General features: G+C 65.8%; 17 protein-coding genes. 6 read left to right on the top strand and 11 right to left on the bottom strand.

Annotation, left to right across the window (positions count from 1 at the left end):
- Positions 1-60 precede the first annotated feature (60 nt).
- A complete protein-coding gene (locus BTO20_RS10310) occupies positions 61-1,041 on the bottom strand; it encodes a LacI family DNA-binding transcriptional regulator (RefSeq protein ID WP_087075552.1) in 981 nt (326 codons plus the stop codon).
- On the bottom strand, positions 1,038-1,712 hold the full coding sequence (locus tag BTO20_RS10305; RefSeq protein ID WP_408632191.1) for a nucleoside/nucleotide kinase family protein: 675 nt from the start codon (positions 1,710-1,712) through the stop codon (positions 1,038-1,040). Before BTO20_RS10305 ends, BTO20_RS10310 begins: the two co-directional genes overlap by 4 nt.
- 96 nt (positions 1,713-1,808) lie before the next feature.
- On the opposite strand from BTO20_RS10305, the gene BTO20_RS10300 reads away from it, so the two are divergent.
- The 3 genes from BTO20_RS10300 to BTO20_RS10290 all read left to right on the top strand — a co-directional run bounded on the left by BTO20_RS10300 (position 1,809) and on the right by BTO20_RS10290 (position 5,405).
- Positions 1,809-3,263 carry a neutral zinc metallopeptidase gene (locus BTO20_RS10300; protein ID WP_232491100.1) on the top strand — a complete coding sequence of 485 codons (1,455 nt, stop codon included), beginning with the start codon at positions 1,809-1,811 and terminating at the stop codon, positions 3,261-3,263.
- Positions 3,264-3,296: 33 nt separating this feature from the next.
- Positions 3,297-3,923: a DUF4333 domain-containing protein gene (locus BTO20_RS10295; RefSeq protein WP_087075547.1), complete on the top strand. Its 627-nt coding sequence runs from the start codon at positions 3,297-3,299 to the stop codon at positions 3,921-3,923.
- A 75-nt stretch (positions 3,924-3,998) separates the two neighbouring features.
- The gene (locus BTO20_RS10290) at positions 3,999-5,405 is read left to right on the top strand and encodes a neutral zinc metallopeptidase (protein ID WP_198344321.1); all 1,407 of its coding nucleotides are present in this window, start codon (positions 3,999-4,001) and stop codon (positions 5,403-5,405) included.
- 5 nt (positions 5,406-5,410) lie between these two features.
- On the opposite strand, the gene BTO20_RS10285 is transcribed toward BTO20_RS10290, so the two are convergent.
- From BTO20_RS10285 to BTO20_RS10255, 7 genes are all read right to left on the bottom strand, one after another.
- Positions 5,411-6,781, bottom strand: a complete 1,371-nt coding sequence (locus BTO20_RS10285; RefSeq protein ID WP_087075545.1) for an L-serine ammonia-lyase — start codon at positions 6,779-6,781, stop codon at positions 5,411-5,413.
- An 82-nt stretch (positions 6,782-6,863) separates the two neighbouring features.
- The gene (locus BTO20_RS10280) at positions 6,864-7,646 is read right to left on the bottom strand and encodes an IclR family transcriptional regulator (RefSeq protein WP_087075543.1); all 783 of its coding nucleotides are present in this window, start codon (positions 7,644-7,646) and stop codon (positions 6,864-6,866) included.
- A gap of 45 nt (positions 7,647-7,691) precedes the next feature.
- A complete protein-coding gene (locus tag BTO20_RS10275; RefSeq protein ID WP_087081896.1) occupies positions 7,692-9,485 on the bottom strand; it encodes a putative nucleotidyltransferase substrate binding domain-containing protein in 1,794 nt (597 codons plus the stop codon).
- 58 nt (positions 9,486-9,543) lie between these two features.
- Positions 9,544-11,121, bottom strand: a complete 1,578-nt coding sequence (locus tag BTO20_RS10270; protein ID WP_087075541.1) for a GMC family oxidoreductase — start codon at positions 11,119-11,121, stop codon at positions 9,544-9,546.
- A gap of 126 nt (positions 11,122-11,247) precedes the next feature.
- A complete protein-coding gene (locus BTO20_RS10265; RefSeq protein WP_087075539.1) occupies positions 11,248-12,768 on the bottom strand; it encodes an APC family permease in 1,521 nt (506 codons plus the stop codon).
- Positions 12,769-12,798: 30 nt separating this feature from the next.
- Positions 12,799-14,295, bottom strand: a complete 1,497-nt coding sequence (locus BTO20_RS10260) for an aldehyde dehydrogenase family protein (RefSeq protein ID WP_408632161.1) — start codon at positions 14,293-14,295, stop codon at positions 12,799-12,801.
- Positions 14,296-14,298: 3 nt separating this feature from the next.
- Complete coding sequence (locus BTO20_RS10255; protein WP_087075537.1) at positions 14,299-15,483, bottom strand: aromatic ring-hydroxylating oxygenase subunit alpha; 1,185 nt, start codon at positions 15,481-15,483, stop codon at positions 14,299-14,301.
- Positions 15,484-15,946: 463 nt separating this feature from the next.
- Between BTO20_RS10255 and BTO20_RS10245 the strand changes: the two genes are divergently transcribed.
- The 3 genes from BTO20_RS10245 to BTO20_RS10235 are packed head-to-tail and all read left to right on the top strand — an operon-like array spanning position 15,947 to position 18,232.
- The gene (locus BTO20_RS10245) at positions 15,947-16,279 is read left to right on the top strand and encodes a bifunctional 3-phenylpropionate/cinnamic acid dioxygenase ferredoxin subunit (protein ID WP_408632190.1); all 333 of its coding nucleotides are present in this window, start codon (positions 15,947-15,949) and stop codon (positions 16,277-16,279) included.
- Positions 16,276-17,613, top strand: coding sequence for an FAD-dependent oxidoreductase (locus tag BTO20_RS10240; protein ID WP_198344320.1), 1,338 nt, complete (start codon positions 16,276-16,278; stop codon positions 17,611-17,613). Before BTO20_RS10245 ends, BTO20_RS10240 begins: the two co-directional genes overlap by 4 nt.
- Before the next feature lie 7 nt (positions 17,614-17,620).
- Positions 17,621-18,232 carry a Fic/DOC family protein gene (locus BTO20_RS10235; protein WP_087075535.1) on the top strand — a complete coding sequence of 204 codons (612 nt, stop codon included), beginning with the start codon at positions 17,621-17,623 and terminating at the stop codon, positions 18,230-18,232.
- 329 nt (positions 18,233-18,561) lie between these two features.
- On the opposite strand, the gene BTO20_RS10225 is transcribed toward BTO20_RS10235, so the two are convergent.
- Complete coding sequence (locus BTO20_RS10225; protein ID WP_087075533.1) at positions 18,562-19,284, bottom strand: DUF899 domain-containing protein; 723 nt, start codon at positions 19,282-19,284, stop codon at positions 18,562-18,564.
- Positions 19,285-19,301: 17 nt separating this feature from the next.
- A complete protein-coding gene (locus tag BTO20_RS10220) occupies positions 19,302-20,048 on the bottom strand; it encodes an SDR family NAD(P)-dependent oxidoreductase (RefSeq protein ID WP_087075531.1) in 747 nt (248 codons plus the stop codon).
- Between the last annotated feature and the right edge of the window lie 38 nt (positions 20,049-20,086).

Raw genomic sequence — 20,086 nt, 5'->3', positions numbered from 1 at the left:
CCTGGTTATGCGCGTAAGTAGCCTGCGCGATTGGTCACGGCACGTCGAGGGTTTGACGAATCAGGTGGATTCGCGCTCGATCAGCGTCGCGACGCCCGCACTGCTCGGCTCCTGTTCGGTGGGATAGCCCAGCTCGGACATCATCGCCGCGACCGCCACGTCGACGATCGCCTTCGCGTCGAACGCCACCGACGTCAGCGGCGGGAAACTCACCGCGCCCAGGTCGATGGCGTTCACGCCGATCACCGCCATGTCGTGCGGGCACCGCAAACCGGCCCGGCGCAGCCCATGGAGCACCACAAACGCCGTCTCGTCGCTCTGGGAACAGATCGCGGTCACGCCCGCTGCAGCCCAGTCGGCGACGATGTCCGCGGCGTTCGATCCGTCCGCAGCGAAGCTCGCGACCTCGATGTCGGGCAACCCACGCTGCTCGGCCGCCGCACGCAATCCGACGAGCCAGTAATCACCGAGCGGCCGCAGTTCCTCGTCGGTGGTGTACGCGAACGCGAGCCGGGAATGCCCACGTGCCGTCAGGTGCTCGACGCGCATCTCGCCGATGCTGCGGTCCAGCGCGCCGATCGAATGCAGCTGCGAACTGCCGAGGTGGATCTGCGGTATACCCGCGGCCGCCACCGCGGCCAGCGCGTCCCCGGTCAGGGGGAAGGTGCTGGTCACGGCCATCGGGTTCAGGTCGGCGATGGCGTCCACGACGTTGCGGTCGTCGTCGGTCTCGAACTGCAGAGACAACACCACACCGTGGCGTGCCAGCGCCGTGGTCAGCTTGCTGCCGACCTCGATGGGAAGGTTGCCCAACGACAGTCGGCCGACGATGTAGAGCACCACACCGCTGCCACCGACCGCGAGATTGCGCGCCGCCAGGTTCGGTCGGTACCCCAGTTCGGCAGCCGCACTGCGCACCGCGGCCTGGGTCTGCTCTGAGATGCGCTGCCCTTCAACGTTGTTCAGGACGTAGCTGACCGTCGCTGTGGAAACCTTGGCCAGCCTGGCAACGTCGGCTTTCGTGGGTCTGCCGCTGCTCACGGTGCCATCCTGACGACGCCTGCCGCGCGGGATGCGGTCGCGGCGACCAGTCGGGCATTGGGCTCGTCGACCTCCTGCACCCAGCGTCGGGCAGCGTCCGCGGGCTTGCCGAACCGGATGTGGCGATCGACGAGTCTCCGCACCCGTACGGCGTCATCGACTGTGCAGTACCAGATCTCGTCGATCTCAGCCGCGACCGCCCGCCACTGCGTTGTGTCGAGCAGGAGGTAGTTTCCCTCGGTGACGACCACCCGCACCTCGGGCCCGACGCCGATGGCCCCTGCGATCGGTTGCTCGAGATCCCGCTCGAAAGCCGGCGCATAGACCACTTCGGCCCGCGGCAGACGGATCCGTTGCAGCAATGCCGCGTAACCGGCAGCGTCGAAGGTATCCGGAGCGCCCTTGCGGGCCAGCCGGCCGAGGCGGCGCAGCTCGACGTCGGCGAGGTGGAATCCGTCCATCGGCACGTGCACGACCGCGGCGTGCCCCAGCTGTGCCGCGGCAGCCGCGACGAGCGCTTCGGCGAGCGTGGTCTTTCCGGCACCGGGCGGTCCGGTGATGCCGACGACGGATGTGCCGGGGCGCGCGGCGTACGCGACGACGCGGTCGAGGAGATCATCTAGGGTTCGGTGTTCGATGCAGCCATTGTGGTCGTTTGCGGACGATCGAATCACGCGACCCGCGGCCCGACGCAATACTGAGATACTCGAGGCGTTGCGTTGCCCACCGGCGGCGCGTGAACACTGTGTCGGGAAGGCGGGGGGCAGTTGTCGGGTCGGCGTTCGTTCTGGTGGCCTTTGCTCGTCATCGCGAGCTGCGCGACATTGCTGACCGGATGCGGCAGCACGGTTGTGCAGGGCCATGCGACATCGATGATGTTCGACCCCGACCGGGTCGGCGGCCTACCCGTCACCGACGGGCACAGCGGCCTGCGGCCCAACCCGCCCGAGCCCAAGCGGACCGCGGACAACAGCGACGGCGGCGACATTGACCGCATGGTGCTGCTGGCCATCGACGACATCGAAGAGTTCTGGAGCCAGAACGACTCGACGTTGCCCAAACGCTTCGAGCCGGTGACGACCCTGCTGTCCTACGACTCGCGCGACCCGAACAGCGTCGACATGTGCGGCTCGCCGTCATACAAGGTGGTCAACGCCAGCTATTGCCACGGCCCCAACATGGACGAGATCGCCTGGGACCGCGGTGTCATCGTGCCAGTGGCGTCCAAGTACTTCGGCGAGATGGCCCTGGTCGGCATCCTGGCCCACGAATACGGCCACGAGATCCAATACAAGACCGGGATCCTGACCGACGACGACCCGATCTTCGTGGCCGAGCAGCAGGCCGACTGCTTCGCCGGGGTCTATCTGCGGTGGGTGGCCGCGGGACACTCGAAACGCTTCGAACTCAGTACCGGCGACGGACTCAACCACGTGCTCGCGGGTTTGATCTACATCCGCGACCAGCTCAAGACCCAACGCGCCGCCGCGGCCAGGGGCGTGACCAACGCCCACGGCTCGGCACTGGACCGGGTCAGCGCCTTCCAGATCGGCTTCGCGGGCAACGTCGACCAGTGCGCGGCCATCGACATGGACGAGATCAAGAAACGCCAGGGCGACCTGCCCAAATTCCTTGAGCCCGATGGATACGGCGACACCCAGGCGGTGGACACCGAGATCGACGCCGACACCCTCAAGAATCTGATGGATGTGCTCAGCGACGTCTACTCACCGTCGAAGCCGCCGACCCTGAGCACCGACGCCAAAGACTGCCCCGACGCCAAACTGTCCCCACCGGTCTCCTACTGCCCGGCCGACAACACCATCATCGTCGACCTTCCGGGGCTCAAGAAGCTCGCGCAAGCCAAGGACGAAGACAACCAGCAGGTGCTGCTGCAGGGCGACAACACCGCCATCTCGGTGTTCACCTCCCGCTACGCGCTGGCCGTCCAGCACGACAAAGGGCTGAGCATCGACACCCCCGTCGCGGCCATGCGCACCGGCTGCCTCACCGGCGTCGGCCAAGCCAAAATGGCCGAACCGGGTGGAAAACTCACCCTGTCCCCCGGTGACGCGGACGAGGCCATCTCGGGTCTCCTCACCAACGGCCTGGCCGCCAGCGATGTCAACGGCACACTGCTCCCGGCCGGGTTCACCCGCATCCTGGCCTACCGCTCCGGCGTCCAAGGCACCGAGGACGAGTGCTACCAACGCTTCCCATGACGGTCGACGTTCCCCCTCTGACAAGGAGAGGTCATGAGTGATCCCCAGCCCTGGTGGGCAAAACCGGGCGGAGCCAGCCCCGCGCCCGGGGCGGCACCACAACATCCCGCCCCCGGCGGTGGGCAGTCGTACTGGAACCCAAACCCGTCGAATCCACCACCCGCACAAGCCAATCCATATGGCGCACCACAACAGCCGTACAACGCGCCGCAGCAGCCGTACAACGCACCGCAGCAGCCCTACGGTGCGCAGCCCAATCCATGGCAGGGCTACAACCAACCCACGAACCAGCCGTTGTATCCCCCGCCTCCGGCACCGACCAAGTCGTCGAACAACCGGACGCTGTTGATCGCTGGGTTGGCCATCGCGGCGATCCTCGTGATCGGTGGCGGTTTCGCGGTGTGGCAGTTCGGCTTCAGCGGCGGCAAGGTGCTCGACGTCAAACAGGCCGAATCGGGTGTGAAGGAGATCCTGTCCGACCCCATCAACGGCTACGGTGCCAACGACGTCGAATCGGTCAACTGCAACAACGGTGAGAATCCGAAGGTGGCCGCCAACAACAGTTTCACCTGCAAGGTGCAGATCAACGGTGCGACGCGACAGGTGAACGTCGAGTTCACCGATGACAACGGCACCTACGCCGTCGACGGTCCGCGGTAGCCCCGGTTCGGCACGGAACTTCGAAAGGCGGCGAATTTGACGACGCAGCGGTCCCTCTGGCGACTTGTGCTCGTGATGGCTTGTTGCACATTGCTCGTCGCGGGCTGCGGAGCCGACGTGGTACAGGGCCGGGCGACATCGATGTTGTTCCAACCGGATCGGGTCGGCGGGCTACCGGTCACCGACGGCAACAGCGGGCTACGACCGAATGTCCCGCAGCCCACCCGCGACGTCGAGAACACCGATAACGGCCAGATCGACGAGATCGCGGCGCTGGCCGTCGACGACATCGAAGACTTCTGGAGCAAGAACTACACCGGCGCGTTGTCGGGGACCTTCGAACCCGTACAGACACTGGTGTCCTACGACTCCGAGGATCCTCGTTCCCCAGAGACGTGCGGAAGCGCGACCGCCGGAAAAGTCAACGCGTTCTTCTGTTACAACGACGATTTGATCGCCTGGGACCGCGGCGTGATGTTCTCGGTCGCGCTGCAGTACTTCACCGCGATGGGAATCGTCGGGATCCTGGCGCACGAATACGGCCACGCCATCCAGTTCAAGTCGGGCATCGTGAGCCGTAAGGATCCGGTGCTGGTACGCGAGCAGCAGGCCGACTGCTTCGGCGGGGTGTATCTGCGGTGGGTGGCCGCGGGAAACTCACCTCGCTTCGAACTCAGCACCGGCGACGGTCTCAACCACGTGTTGGCCGGCATCATCTACGGGCGCGACCCACTGATGACCGAGGACGAGGGGGGCGGCAAGGCCCGCGGCCACGGCTCCGCCCTGGACCGGATCAGCGCGTTCCAGATCGGCTTCAGCGGCAACAGCGACCAGTGCGCGGCCATCGACATGGACGAGATCAAGAAACGCCAGGGCGACCTGCCGCACTTCCTCGAGTACGACAGCTACGGCGACACCGAACCGGTCGACACCTCGCTCGACACCGGAACCCTGCAGAACCTCATGGAGGTGCTCGGCGACATCTACTCACCGTCCAAGCCGCCGACCCTGAGCACCGACGCCAAAGACTGCCCCGACGCCAAACTCTCCCCACCGGCGTCCTACTGCCCGGCCAACAACACCATCATCGTCGATACCGCGGCCCTGGAAGCCCTGGGAGAGGCCAAGATCGAGGAAGAGCAGAAGCAGTTGGTGCAAGGCGACAACACCGCCATCTCGGTGCTGACCTCCCGCTACGCGCTGGCCGTTCAACACGAAAAGGGACTGAGTCTGGACACCCCCGTCGCGGCCATGCGCACCGGCTGCCTCACCGGCGTCGGCCAAGCCAAGATGGCCGAACCCGGAGGAAAACTCACCCTCTCCCCCGGCGATACCGACGAGGCCATCGCCGGTCTGCTGGTCAACGGGCTCGCCGCCAGCGACGTCAACGGCAAACTACTGCCCGCAGGTTTCACCCGCATCCTCGCGTACCGCTCCGGTCTACAAGGCGACGAAGAGCAGTGCTACCAACGCTTTCCGTGACGATCTCAACATTCGGCGATGTTGACCGCCAGGCCGCCCAGTGACGTCTCCTTGTACTCGTCGGCCATGTCGGCACCGGTGTCGCGCATCGTCTTGATCGCGCTGTCGAGGCTGACGTGATGAACGCCGTCCCCGCGAACGGCCATACGTGCCGCGGCGATCGCCTTGATGGCTGCGACCGCGTTGCGCTCGATGCACGGGATCTGGACCAAGCCGCCGACGGGATCACACGTGAGCCCGAGGTTGTGTTCGATGCCGATCTCGGCGGCGTTCTCGACCTGCGCGGGCGTACCGCCGAGCACCTCGGCGAGCCCCGCCGCTGCCATCGCACAGGCCGATCCGACCTCACCCTGGCATCCGACCTCAGCACCCGAGATCGATGCGTTGGCCTTGAACAGTGATCCGATAGCGCTGGCAGTCAACAGGAATCGCACCACATCGGCGTCACCGAAGCCCTCGATGAAGTCGCGGCAGTAGTGCAGCACGGCGGGCACGATCCCGGCGGCACCGTTGGTGGGCGCGGTGACGACGCGGCCTCCTGCGGCGTTTTCCTCATTGACCGCCAGGGCATACAGGCTCACCCATTCCATGCCCCGCAACGGGTCACGCTCATCAGCGTCGGTCTGCAACCGAGCCAGCAGGGTGGCTGCCCTCCGGCGTACCCCCAACCCACCGGGGAGCACCCCGCCGGCCGCCATGCCGCGTTCGACACACTGCTGCATGACCGCCCAGATGTGGAGTAGCCCGGACCGAACCTCGGCTTCCGTGCGCCATGTCACTTCGTTGGCCAACATCAGTTCACTGACACTCAAACCGGTTTCGGCACAGATCGCGAGAAGTTGGCGGCCACTGGCGAACTCATGCGGGGGCACGGCGGCATCGGTGGCCGCGTCCGCGCCTGCGGCGTCGGCGGATACCACGAAACCTCCGCCCACCGAATAGTATTCGCGTCGCAGTAGCTCTTCGCCGTGCTCGTCGGATGCGGTGAATCGCATGCCGTTGCTGTGGTGGGGCAATCGCTGCCCGAGATGCAGCAGCACATCGCCGGTCACGGAGAATCGCACCTCGTGAACGCCGCCGAGCTGCAGCCTGCCGCTCGATTCAACCGCGGCGAATCGAGCTTCGATCACGTCCGGGTCGATGGTCTCGGGATCCGCGCCCTCCAACCCCAGCACGACAGCAGTGATTGTGCCGTGACCGCGGCCGGTGGCGGCGAGCGAGCCGTACAACTCGCCGCACACCGCCGCCACCCGATCCAGCATTCCGCCCTGACGCAACTCGGCAACGAACGTCGCCGCAGCCCGCATCGGGCCGACGGTGTGCGAACTCGACGGACCGATGCCGACTTTGAACAGTTCGAACGCACTGATGGTCACACCGCGGCTCCGGGGTCTAGAACTCTGAGGGAGATTATCTCCGAGCTGCGGCGGTGACGGGGTGACTTCGGATCGAAACCCGTCAGCCGATATAGCCGATGCGACGGCTGATCCGCTCGGCAGCCTCGATGGCCACCTGGGCTACCTCATCGAACCTCGACTGCTCCAACCGGTAGGCCGGGCCCGAAATGCTCAGCGCGGCAATGACCGATCCGTTGTGGTCCCGGATGGGAGCAGCCACCGCGTTGAGCCCGGTCTCCAGTTCCTCGCGCGTCGGCGCCCAGCCGTGTTCTCGCGCCGCCTCGAGTTCGGTGCCGAGACGGGCGAAATCCGTGACGGTGGCCGGTGTATAGGCCTCCAGCTTGCGGCCTGCCCGCGCACGCACCTCCGACGGCGGCAATGCGGCCAGCAGGATCTTGCCGCTGGACGTCGCATGCGCCGGGTTGCTCTGGCCGACCCAGCTGCGCAACGCGATTTCACCGCGGCCGACGGATTCGACGATGTTGATGATCCGGTCGCCGTCGAGTATCGCGATATTGGTGGTCTCGCCGGTCTTCTCGGCGACCTGATCGCAGATGTCCTGAGATTGCTTGACCAGGTCCATCCTGGCGGTGGTCGACCCCGCCAGCCGGACGATCGAGAAGCCCAGCTGGTACTTGCCACGGTCGGACAGTTGCTCGACGAAACCCCGCGATTCCAGGACCGCAATCAGCCGCGACACCGTTGACTTGTGCACGCCGATCTCAGCCGCGATCTCAGTGACCCCGGCTGTCTGCAACTTTGCCAGGATTTCCAGCACCTGCAGGGCGCGGTCCACCGACTGAACGGCCGCGACCGGCTGGCGACTGTTGCTGGGCAAACTCATAACACGTTCAGTGTAGAGGTGGGGCGCGAGCATGTGCGTCGTCCGTCAGCCGGCTGACGACCTCGACACGGTATTCGACAGCGTCTGGCGCACCCGGCGCTGCACAGCGGCGATCTCCCGCACCCCGTCGTTGAGCAGACTTCGGTTCAACGGCGACAGTTCCGACATGGTGATGATGTCGCCCGGAGTGCATCCGGTGGCGAGCTGTTCGATCTGATGGGCCATCCGCAGCCGCTGCAGCAGATCGAACACCTCGCGCAGGATGTTGGCGTCGTCCTCGGAGAGGATTCCGTTGCCGGCCCCGGCCGCCAGCCGAGCAGGAGTGGAGGCCGACACCAGCCCGACGGTCAGGCCTGCCCACCGCGCGAGGTTCACGATCGGGGTCAGCGCATGGGCCTTCAGGTCGAAGGTACCGCCGCGGCGCGCGACGACATCGCGCAGCGAGCGGGGACGCACCTTGCCCGCCAGCGCATCCAACAACTGCAACCGCAAGGCGTGCGGATGATTGACCGGCATCCGCGAGAACGCCGCGGGCGCGGTGTGCAAGGCCGGGTCGCCCCACACCACCCGCGCATCGAGCAGCAACGACGACATCACCAGACCACGGTCCTTCATCGGATTGTCCAGCCAGCCTTGGGCCGCCGTTGACCACTCCGAGGCGCACCGCGCGAAGCGTGCTTTGTAGGCCACCGCGCCGTTGGTGTCGGCGGGCAGCCCGCAATGGTCCAGCGTCGTGTGCACGCCCGCCGCGATGCGCAGGAACCGCCCTTTGTCCGAACACATTTCGTCCGACCACGACAACGCGCTGTCCACGTCGGACGAGGGCATGGCCTCGCGTCGGGCAATGCTGCCCATGGTGAGCCACGCGAACTGGTGACGCCATGCCCCGGTCTGGTCGGCGATCTCCAGTTCCAGCGCACGACGCACGACGGCGTCGATCACCACCGAGATCACCGCACTGGTGCCTGCGGCGTCGGTGCCACCCCGGAACAGGTCGACGCCGAGGTCTGTGATGCGCCGTGCCGCGACCTGCAGCTCGGCGGTATTCGTCGCGAAAGCGATGGCGCGGCGCAGCAGGAAGCTCTGCCGGGTCGACGAGGCGACCAGATCGGTCTCCTCGACGACGCCGAGCACCCGTCCGCCGTGGTCCACCACCGGCATGTGCCGCAGGCCGAATTCCAGCATCTCCATGAGCACGGTCGCACCGGCGCGATCACCGGTGACCGTGTGCGCGGGCGCGCTCATCGCATGCGCGACCGGGGTGTTCAGACCCATCCCTGCCGCCACCACCCGGGTGCGCAGGTCACGGTCGGTGAAGATGCCGAAATCCCCGCCCGGCAACGGGATCAGGACATACGAGGAGTGCCGCTCCGCCATCAACTTCACCGCATCACGGATCGGCGTCTCGGCCGCGGTGAGCACCGGCTCGGCCCGCACCAGGTCAGCCACCGCAGCGCGTGAGGTCCGCTGCGCGACGCTGCGGCCCGAGATCCGGTCCCACGCCGACGAGGCGATGTACGACAGTCCCTCGGGATTGGCGAAGACCGAGCGCACCAGCGCCCCGGGCAGCCGCAGCAGCGTGCTCGGTTCGGTTGCGCGCGCGGCGAATTGCACCTTGCCGCCGGTGAGCAAGGCATAGACACCGAAGATGCCGCCCGGTTCGACGGTGTCCAGCGTCTCGTCGCCCTCCGCCGCGCCGGCGAACAATACGACGTGGCCGGCACGCAGCATCCAGACGTCGTCGGGGACCTGCATCGTGTAGTCGGTGATCAGCTCACCGGCGTCGAAATGGTGTGTGGTAGACGCCGAAGCGAGTTCAGCCAGGGCGTCAGGCGCCATCGACTGGAACGGTGCGTGGTCGCCCAGATAGGCGACCACGTCCTCGGCGTTGCTCACATCACTGTTTTCTCATCAGGTCCGCGCACTTCTCGCCCATGGCCATCACCGTAATATTCGGGTTCACCGCAGGCAATTTCGGCATCGCCGAGGCGTCCACCACCCGCAGGCGCTGCACGCCCTTGACGCGCAACTCGGGGTCGAGGACGGCCATCGGATCGTCCACCGATCCCATCCGAGCTGTCGCGGCCGGATGGTAGACGGTGTTGTGGGTCTTGTGGATGTAGTCCAGCAGCTCGTCGTCGGTGACGGCATCGGGCCCCGGTGCCAGCTCACGAGCCACCCAGCTACGCAACGGTTCCTGCTCGGCGATCTTGCGTGCCAACCGCACACCGGCCAGCATGACGCGCTCGTCGTGTCCTTCCGGATCGGTGAAGTAGCGGGGATCGACCTTGGCACGGTCCCGGAAGTCCCGCGACCGCAGCCGCACCGTTCCCCGTGAACGTCCCAGCGTGACGTTCGGGGTGAGGCAGAATCCGTTGTCCGTGGTCGGGTAGCCCCAGCGCAGGGTGTTCATGTCGAACGGCACACTGCCGTAATGCATCATCAGATCGGGCTGGTTCAGACCCGGCTCCGTGGTGGTGAACAGACCGATCTCCCACCACTGGGTCGAGCTGGTGACCATGGGGCGTGACGCCTCCCAGAACACCAATCCTTCGACGTGGTCGTCGAGATTGGATCCGACACCCGGGGAATCGACCCGTACCGCAATGCCCATCTCCCGCAGGTGCTCGGCCGGTCCGATGCCCGAGAGCATGAGCAGCTTCGGGGTGTCGATCGCCCCGGCGGTCACGACCACCTCGCGCCGGGCGGAAACCGTGTCGTAGCCGGTCAGGTCCGGACGCTGGTAGCGCACCCCGGTGGCGTTGTTCTGGTCGTCGAACAGGATCTCGCTGACCCACGAATTCGTCCGCACCTCAAGGTTTTTCCGCGTCTCGAGGATCGGGTGCAGGAAGGCGTGCGACGACGACATGCGGTTGCCGTTCTCCGCAGCGTTGATCTGGAACCAGCCCGCACCATTGGTCACCGTGGTGCCGCGGTTGAACTTCACGGTCGGCAGACCAACCTTGGCGGCGGCCTCCAGAACCGCTGCGCCGCACGGGTCGAGCGGCGGTACGTCACGCAGCCGTACCGGGCCGCTGTGACCGTGGTGATTGCCCTCGGCGTCGTTGTTCTCGAGCTTCGCGACGAACGGCCACAGACTGTCGGCTCCCCATCCTTTGGCGCCCATCGCCTCCCAGTCGGCAAGCCCCTCGGCGGGCGGCCAGAACGCGATACAGGAGTTGTGCGAGGAGCACCCGCCCAGCACCTTGGCCCGGGCATGCCGCATGAAGCTGTTGCCCTTCTCCTGCGGCTCGACCGGGTAGTCCCAGTCGTAACCGGAATCCAGCAGGTGCATCCACTCCGACAGCTCCAGGATGTTGCGGTCGTCGACGTCCGACGGGCCTGCCTCGACGAGGCACACAGTGACCGACGGGTCCTCGCTCAGCCTGGCCGCGAGGACACACCCCGCGGTGCCGCCTCCGGCTATGACGTAGTCGAACGTGTCGGTATTCGCTGCCGATTGTGTGTCAACCATGATGGGGCTACTCCTGAGATGAACTGGTAGAAGGTGAAATTGGCGTCAGAAGACGCTGTCGACCTGATCTGGGACAGGAGCCCCGTCGGGTCGCAGAACGGGCCTCTTACGGGCGGCGCCGGCGCCTCACTGCTTGTCCGCCGCGTGCGACGCCAGCGTGCCCAAGTGGTGGCGGCCCTTGACGAAGTACCACACCAGGCCCAGGCCGAGAATGACGCCGATGTAGACGAATGCGCCCCACGTGTTGTACCAGGGGTCGCCGTAGATGGCGACGCGCGGCCACGCCAGGTTGATGGCCATGCCGACGCCCCACAGCACGGCGAAGATGTTCACCGCCATGCCCCATTTGCCCATGGTGAAGTAGTTGCCTTCCTTCAGATCGGCCGGCGGCCACTGGCCTTGCAACCGCTTCTTGAGCATCGGACCAGTCACCATCAGGTAGGCGAGGTAGATCATGATGATCGCGATCGACGTCAACACCGTGAAGACCTTGGGCTGCCCGAGATTGATCACGAGGATCAGCGCGGCGATCACACCGATCACGACCGCAGGGATCACGGGCGCCTGAGTCTTGGGGTGGACACGAGCCAGCTTCTCGCCGAACGGAAGAGCGTTGTCGCGGGCCATGGCGAACGTGAGTCGGATCGCGGCAGTGTGCACGGCCAGTGAACACACCGTCACCGCCACGACGATGCAGACCAGGAAGATCTTGCCGAGCGGACCCCACATCACCTTCTCGACGATGTACTGCAGGCTGCCGTCGGGGCTGCCCAGCAGCGGGTCGTTGAGATCCGGCGCGGACATGACGGCGAACACCAGGATGGCGCCACCGATCACGAAAGATGCCAGGATCGCTCGCAGGATGGCCTTCGGTGCCGTGCGACGGGGTTCGACTGTCTCCTCGCCGAGCGAGCTGGCGGTGTCGAATCCGTACATCACGTACAGCGACGCCAACGACGCCACCAGGAACGCACCCATGTACCCGCCTGGCAGATCCGCTCCGTACCCGTGGGTGGAGAAGAACACGCTGGGACCACGCTTGATGTTGAAAGCCAGGATGACCGCGATGAGCACCGCGGCGATCAGCTCGATGAAGACGCCTGCGCTGTTGATCATCGCCATCAGCCGCACACCGAAGGCATTGATCGTGGTGGTGAACGCGATCAGGATGACGCCCAGAATGATTGCGTTGGCGGCGAAGTCGTACTTTCCGGTGCCGTCACCGATCATCTGGAAGCCGCTCCACAGCCGCGGCAGGTTCAGCTGCAATGCCAGCACCACCGCCGACAACGTGACGATGGACGCGGTCAGCATGAGCCACCCGGAACTCCATCCGACGATGCGGCTACCGAGCTTCTTCGACCAGTTGTAGACCGACCCGGCGACCGGGTACTTGGCGGAGAGCTCCATGAAACACAGCGCGACCGCCAGCTGCCCGACGAAAACCATTGGCCACGACCACAGATACGCGGGGCCGGCGTTGCCGAAACCGACGTAGAAGAGCTGGAAGGTGCCGGTCAGGATCGATATGTAGCTGACCCCGGCGGCGAAACTCGCAAATTTTCCAATACTGCGGTCCAGGGACTCCTTGTAGCCGAAGTCCTCCATCCCACTTTCATCGGCTTGGCTGTCTGACCGAATTGACATGGTGGTGCATCCTTCGAGTGAAGTGGTGGCTTATTCGCCGTTGAACCAGCCCGCCACCGACGGCGAGATGCTGTTCCAGATATGTTTGATCTCTTGGTATTCGGCGAGCCCCGTCGGTCCAAGCTCGCGGCCGTTCCCCGACTTCTTGAAGCCGCCCCACTCGGCGGCAGGAGTGTAGAAGCCGAAGTCGTTGATCCACACCGTGCCTGCCCGCAATGCGCGCGCAACGCGTTCGGCCCTGGCCGGATCCGCGGTGCGGACACCGGCCGCAAGGCCATACGGTGTGTCGTTGCCCAGCTCGATCGCCTGGGCCTCGGTGCTGAACCGCTCGACGGTCAGGATCGGACCGAAGGTCTCCTCGGTCACCACCCGCATGCTCCGATCGCAGTGATCGAAGATGGTGGGTGGGTAGAAACTACCTGCCGCATACTTCGGATCGGTTGGCCGCGCACCCCCGGTGACCAACTCTGCACCCTCGGAAATCCCCAATGCCACATAGGATTCTACTTTGTCGCGGTGTGCCAGCGAGACCAACGGTCCGGTCTCGCTGGCATCGTCGAGACCGTCGCCGAATCGAATCTTCTCGGCCCGCGCGACCAACGCCGCCACGAAGTCGTCGGCGATCGACTCCTCGATGATGAGTCGGGTACCCGACGAGCAGACCTGCCCGGAATGCATGAAGACCCCGGTCAGCACACGATCGACGGCAATGTCGAAATCGGTGTCTGCGAACACGATGTGGGGATTCTTGCCACCGAGCTCCAGTGCCACGCGGGTGGCGTGGGCGGCCGCGGTGCGGGCGATCGACGTGCCCGTCGCCGCACCACCGGTGAAGGAGATGAGGTCGACGTCAGGCGTATCGGTCAGAGCCGCGCCGACCGCCGCGCCGCTGGCCTGGATCAGGTTGAGCACGCCGGCCGGAACACCGGCCTCCTCGGCCAGCCGGACCAGCACAATGGTGCTCAGCGGGGTCACCTCGCTGGGTTTCGCCACCATGGTGCAGCCGGCGGCCAGCGCAGGCGCGATCTTCCAGGCGATCTGCAGCAACGGGTAATTCCACGGCGCGATCAGGACACATACCCCGACCGGTTCCCGTACCACCCGGCTGATCACCGTGGGGTCACCGACGTCGACGATCCGGTCGGCCTCCACCGCCGCCAGGTTGGCGTAGTAGCGGAACACCGAGATCACGTCATCGATGTCGATGTGGCTCTCCCGCAGAGTCTTCCCCGTATCGAGGGTCTCGATACGGGCGAGCTCGTCACGGTCGCGGGCCAACAGGTCGGCGATGCGGTCGAGCACCGCCGCACGCTCGGCGATGGGCGTGTGCGGCCACGGACCGCTGTCGAAAGCGGTCCGGGCCGCGGCCACCGCGGCGGACGCATCAGCCGCGGTGGCCTCGTCGACGACAGCGACTACGCTGCTGTCCGCCGGGTTGACGATGTCGCGCGCGCCGCCGTCGCCGGCATGCACCCACTTTCCGTCGATGTAAAGGCTGGGCTGCATCGTCATCCCGATATCGGACATCAGCTACCCCTTCGACTGGGTGTCGCCCAATTTGGCCAGCGTCCACTCGTGGAATTCCCCGATGTGGTGCTCGGCGGGTACCAGTACACCCCCATTTCGGTATGCCCGGGAGGACATTGCAGGTTGTGTACGTTCACAGGCTTCGAAGTCCTGCTGGTTGACTCGGTGGAACAGCTCCATCGAATGCTCGACGTCTTTGCCCGAAGCAACCACGTCGGGGGCGTACAGCCAGTCGCATTCCACGATGGTGCGGTCGTGGGCCATCGGGAACATCCGGTGCAGGATGACGTGATCGGGCACCAGGTTGATGAACACCGTCGGCCGCACGGTGATCGCGTAGTACTTGCGGTCCTGGTCTTCGGTGACGCCGTTGATGGTGTCGAAGCCGGCCCGACCATCGATGGTGAATCCGTCGATGTCCTCACCGAAGGCGGCGCCGTGCCCGACGAAGTACTGCGCGGCAAGCCCGTCGGCGAACTCCGGCAGCACCTCGGTCAGCTCGGGGTGGATGGTGGCGCAGTGGTAGCACTCCATGAAGTTCTCGACGATCAGCTTCCAGTTGGCAGCCACGTCGTAGACCACCCGGCGGCCGACGGCCAGCTCGTCGGTGTGGTAGTGGTCGATGGCGGCCGGGTCGCCCAGCCGTTGGGTGACTGCACCGATGACATCGTCCTCGAATGACGGCGGCTCGTCGGCCAGGCAGACCCACGCGTAGCCGAGCCACTCCCGCAGAGCGACCGGCACCAGGCCGTATTCGGTGCGATCGATGTCGGTGCCGTCCTCTTCTTTGAGCGTGCCCAGGTTGGGGGCGGCGACCAGCTTGCCGTCCAGCCCGTAGGTCCAGGCGTGGTACGGGCAGCGCAGGTGCCGCTTGACCGCACCCGAGTCCTCGGTGCACAGCATCGCTCCGCGGTGCCGGCAGATGTTCAGGAACGCACGGAGCTGCTTGTCCCGGCCACGGACGATCAGCACACTCTCCCGGCCCACCTGGACCTTGCGGAAATCACCCGGTTCGGGCAGGTCACTGCTGCGCACGGAGCAGAACCACATCTTCTCGAAGATGTTCTCCTGCTCAGCTCGGAAAATCTCTGGGTCCCAATAGTATTCGCCGCCCAAGGTGCGAATGAGGCTTCCGCCTTCGGGATTGGTACCCGCGGCTGCAGGGGTGGGGTTGTCGATTGTCGTCATGAATTTTCACCAACCGTCGTGTGTCGAAGAGTTCGATGGGATGGGCTGTGGCACCGGTGCCGGCGAGATCGGCCAGTATCTCGCCACCACCGGCATGAATGTGCATCCGTGATCCGAGAGGCCGTACGCCACAGTGACGTTGGCGTAGTTCGGATGTCGCGTGATCACGAAAGGTTCGTCGGGGGCGTTGGAGTACATGCACGTTGCGTTGTGCACGTGCTGTCCCGACAGGGCGGGCAGTCGCTCATCGCGTAGTCGTCTCCCCTTCGAGGTAATTTGTTGCTGACAACGCAACGCGTGCGTCATCCGCATCAATGATTGCGTATGGCCCAGGTCATGTCAACGGGTTGACGTGAGGCGGCTCACAGAGGCAGACTGTTGCGTTATAAGAACATGTTGCGTCTATCGCAACGACGAAAGGACTGTGGCTGTGGATGCGTCTTCCCTGCCGTCGACCGAGCCGATCGGCTCGCCGACGTCCGGCCGTACCGTCGTAGGGCAGCTCGATGAGCTGCCCGTCGGCGAGGTGCTCACCGTGCGGTTAGAGGGCCAGGACCCGATCACGATCTTCCATACGGACTCCGGGCTGTTCGCCATCGAAGACACCTGCACCCATCAGGATGCGTCGCTGGCCGACGGCTGGGTCGAGGGCTGCACCGTGGAGTGCCCGCTGCACGAATCCTGCTTCGACCTGCGCACCGGAGAGGTATCCGGACCGCCCGCGAAAGTCGCGGTACGTACCCATCAGGTGGGCGTCGAGGACGGCCAGATCTGGCTCGAAGCGAGCGCATCATGAGCCAACCGACATCGATCGTCGTGATCGGCGCATCCCTGGCCGGACTGTCCACGGTCCGGGAGCTGCGCGCCGCCGGCTACGAAGGACGGGTCACCGTCATCGGCGACGAGCCGCACATGCCCTACGACCGCCCGCCGCTGTCCAAGGAATATCTCACCGGCGAGCCCTCGCTCGAGCTGGCCGAGTCTGATGACATCGACGCTCTGCAAGCCGAGTGGGTGCTGGGCCGCGCCGCAGTCGGGGTGACCTCCGATTCGGGCGGCGGGCACACCGTCACGCTCGACGACGGCACCGCATTGGACGCCGACGCCGTCGTATTGGCCACCGGAGCGCGCGCCCGCTCACTGCCGGGCTGGCCATCGCTGCCCGGGGTGCACACCCTGCGCACGGTCGACGATGCCCGGGCGCTGCGCGGTTCCCTCGAGAACGCGCAGCGGCTGGTGGTCGTCGGTGCCGGGTTCATCGGAGCAGAGGTCGCCAGCACCGCGGCCGGCCGCGGCATCGACGTCACCGTCGTCGAGATGTCCACGACGCCGCTTGTCGGGATTCTGGGTGAAGAGGTGGCAGCGGCCTGCACGGCGCTGCACGGGCTCAATGGCGTGACCTTGCTGACCGGCGTCAGCGTGTCCGGGGTGACCGGCGAAGACCGGGTGACGGGCGTGTTGCTCGACGACGGCACAGAACTCGCCGCCGACGTGGTGGTCGTCGGTGTGGGTGCGGTGCCCAATACCGAGTGGTTGACGCATCCCGAGATCACCATCGAGAACGGTTTCCGCACCGACGACTCCTGCCGGACCGGGGCGCCCGGTGTGTATGCCGTCGGTGACTGCGCGACATCGTTCAACGTCCACCTCGGGGCGCACCACCGCAGCGAACACTGGACGAACGCCACGCAGCAGGCCCGCATTGTGGCCTCTGCGATCCTCGGCACGCCCCAGGCACCGCATGCCGCGCCGTACTTCTGGTCCAAACAGTATGGGCGCCAACTGCAGTTCGCCGGACATCGCCAGCAGGGTGACGTGGTCCGGTTCATCGACGGCGACGCCTCTGCGGCGTCGTTCGTGGCGCTCTACGAGCGCGACGGCCTCGCGACGGCGGTGTTCTCGATGGACAATCCGCGGCTGTTCACCCGGCACCGCAAGCTGATCGAACGCCAGCTCGCCGAACAGGTCGCCGCCCGCACCGCCGCGGTCAACGCCGCCGTGCACACCGCGGGCCTCGAAGCCGGCGCGCCGTCGGAGGAACTCCGCGGCGACCTCCAGAGTTACGAGCAAGGCGCCATCGACGCCGACGAACTCGTGCGCCGCACTGCCTCGCGGATCAACGCGATCTGAGAAGGTCATGCCCCGTCGGTCCAGTTATGTCGATCCCACGACGGGGATATTGACCAACCTGGTGCATGCCCGCACCATCGCTGATTTGGTGTCGGCCGAGCACGATCTCGTCACCGTCCGGCACATCCAGCTGTCGGAGCATCCGGTGCCCGGAGATTTCGACCTGGACCATCTGAAGGCGATCCACCGCCATCTGTTCGGAGATGTCTATCCGTTCGCCGGCGAGTTGCGGACGGTGGACATCTTCAAGGCGGGCAGCACCAGCCAGTTCGCGCCTGCGCGAACGCTGGTGGCCGCCGCAGCGCATGTGTTCGTCCGGATCCAGGAGGACGATTACCTCTGCGGCCTGGACCGCGACGAGTTCGTCGTACGGCTCAGCCGGCACTTCACCGCGATCAACCGGCTGCACCCGTTCCGAGAAGGCAACGGCCGCACCCAACGGCTGTTTCTGCAATACCTCGCCGAACATGCCGGCTACCAACTTGATTGGTCACGGATCAACCGCGCCGATCTGCTGGCGACGTGCCGCGACCGCACCCTGCAAGCGCGATGCCTGCTCGATGCCGTGACGCTCCCGCAACAGGGTCTCGCGGGACCGGGTGCGCCAGAACAACACTGACGCCGCAGCGGTGACTTCGACAAGAGCGAGCCATGTCGCCGCGGTCATCATCGCCTCGGTATGCAGGACCGGCATTGCGCCGGAAGTGCCGTGGTGATGGCCTGCCGGCATGGGTAGGTGCAGGGCGATCATGGCGAGATTCATCAGCGCGACCGTCGTCCACGCCCGCAGCGTTCCCTGTCCCCACAGATCGCGGGCGCAATACAGGCACACGACGAGCATCGCCGCGGTGACAACCGCGGCGACGCCCGTGGCCGAAATGAGCGAAACCCCGTGCAGTGCTGCTGAACACGCCGCGAGCACCGCACAGACTCTGCGTCCGAAAAGAGTCACTTGAAGAGTTCCTGCGCGGCCGTCGACCGGGCGATCCACTCGTCGGGCGGCTGCGGATCCTCGTACTCGTCGTGCCAGTTCCACCACTGGTATGGCGGCGACTTCGGGTAGCCGTCCGGTGAATCCTCCCAATCCTCCTGCCGCCCGAGCGCAGTGATGTCCAGGTAGCTCCAGGTGTTGCCGAACACCTCGTCGCCGCGGTTGTCCACGAAGTAGGTCCGGAACACCGACTCGCCGTCGCGGATGAACGCATTGGTGCCGTGCCATTCGTCGACGCCCAAGTCGGCGTCGAAGCTGTCGGTGATGGTGTACCACGGGATCTGCCATCCCATCCGCTGCTGCACCCGCGCGATGTCGGCCTGCGGCGCACGGGACGCGAATACGAGGGTGGTATCACGTGCGTTGAGATGCGCGAGGTTGCCGACATGATCGGCGACCATCGAGCAACCACGGCAGGCATGTTCGGGCCAGCCGTATACGCCGGGCTCGAAGAACGCCCGGTACACGATCAGTTGCCGTCGACCGGCGAACAGGTCGAGCAAGCCGAGTTCGCCTTCCGGTCCTTGGAACACATAGGGCTTCTCGATCGCCAGCCACGGCATCCTTCGCCGTTCGGCGGCCAGCGCGTCACCGGCTCGGGTGTGCTCCTTCTCTTTCACGAGCAGGCGCCGTCGCGCCTCATCCCACTCCCCGGCGGTCACAATCGGCGGTGTGTTCATCCGAATATCCCTTCTGTTCACGGTAATTGGGTAAGACCGTCGGCACCGAGCACATACGCCCGATACTGCGGTGCGGCGAGGATTTCGAGGACCGTCTTGCCGGCCTGCTCGGGAGTGAGGACCGCTCCCCTGCCCGCCACGAAGGTGTCCGGGTCGACGCCGGCCGCCGCCGCATACGCCGCGACGGCCGCCGCGCCGAGGTCGGTGACCGGTGTCAGCTGCGGCAGCACCGACACCACATTGATGCCCAGACCTGCCTGTTCGGATTCGCCTGCCGCGTAGTCGGCGATGAATCGGACGGTGGACTTGGCACCTGCGTAGCCCCCGCTGAGCGGAGATCCGTTGAGGGCGGCGCCGCTGGAGAAGGCGATGACCGTGCTGCCGGGCGTCAGCGGACGCTGCAGCGCGTGGCGAATCCAGTGGAATGCCTGCGCCACGTCGACATTCCAGTTCTCGCTGAAGCTCTCCCAGGTCTGTTCGGCGAGCCTGCCCATGCGTGGGGCGGCACCGGCCGCCAGCACGATCACGCCGGGCTCATACCGGTCGATGAGGCCGATGGCCGTCGCGGCATCGGCGGCGTCAGCGCGCACAGGCGTGAATCGCGCGCCGAGTTGCGCGCCGACATCGTCCAGTTGGGCGCCGCTACGGGCAACCCCGATCACATGAGCACCGGCACCGACCAGAGCGGTCGCGACGCCGCGGCCAAGCCCTCGGCCCGCACCCGTCACGATCGCCGTGGTGCCGGCGATATCGAATTTCGTCATATCAGGTAAGACGCCGGGAACGCACGAAACTGGGCGCG

The sequence above is a fragment of the Mycobacterium dioxanotrophicus genome (genome assembly GCF_002157835.1).
Lineage (GTDB): Bacteria > Actinomycetota > Actinomycetes > Mycobacteriales > Mycobacteriaceae > Mycobacterium > Mycobacterium dioxanotrophicus.
This window is presented reverse-complemented; position numbering and strand designations above follow the sequence as displayed.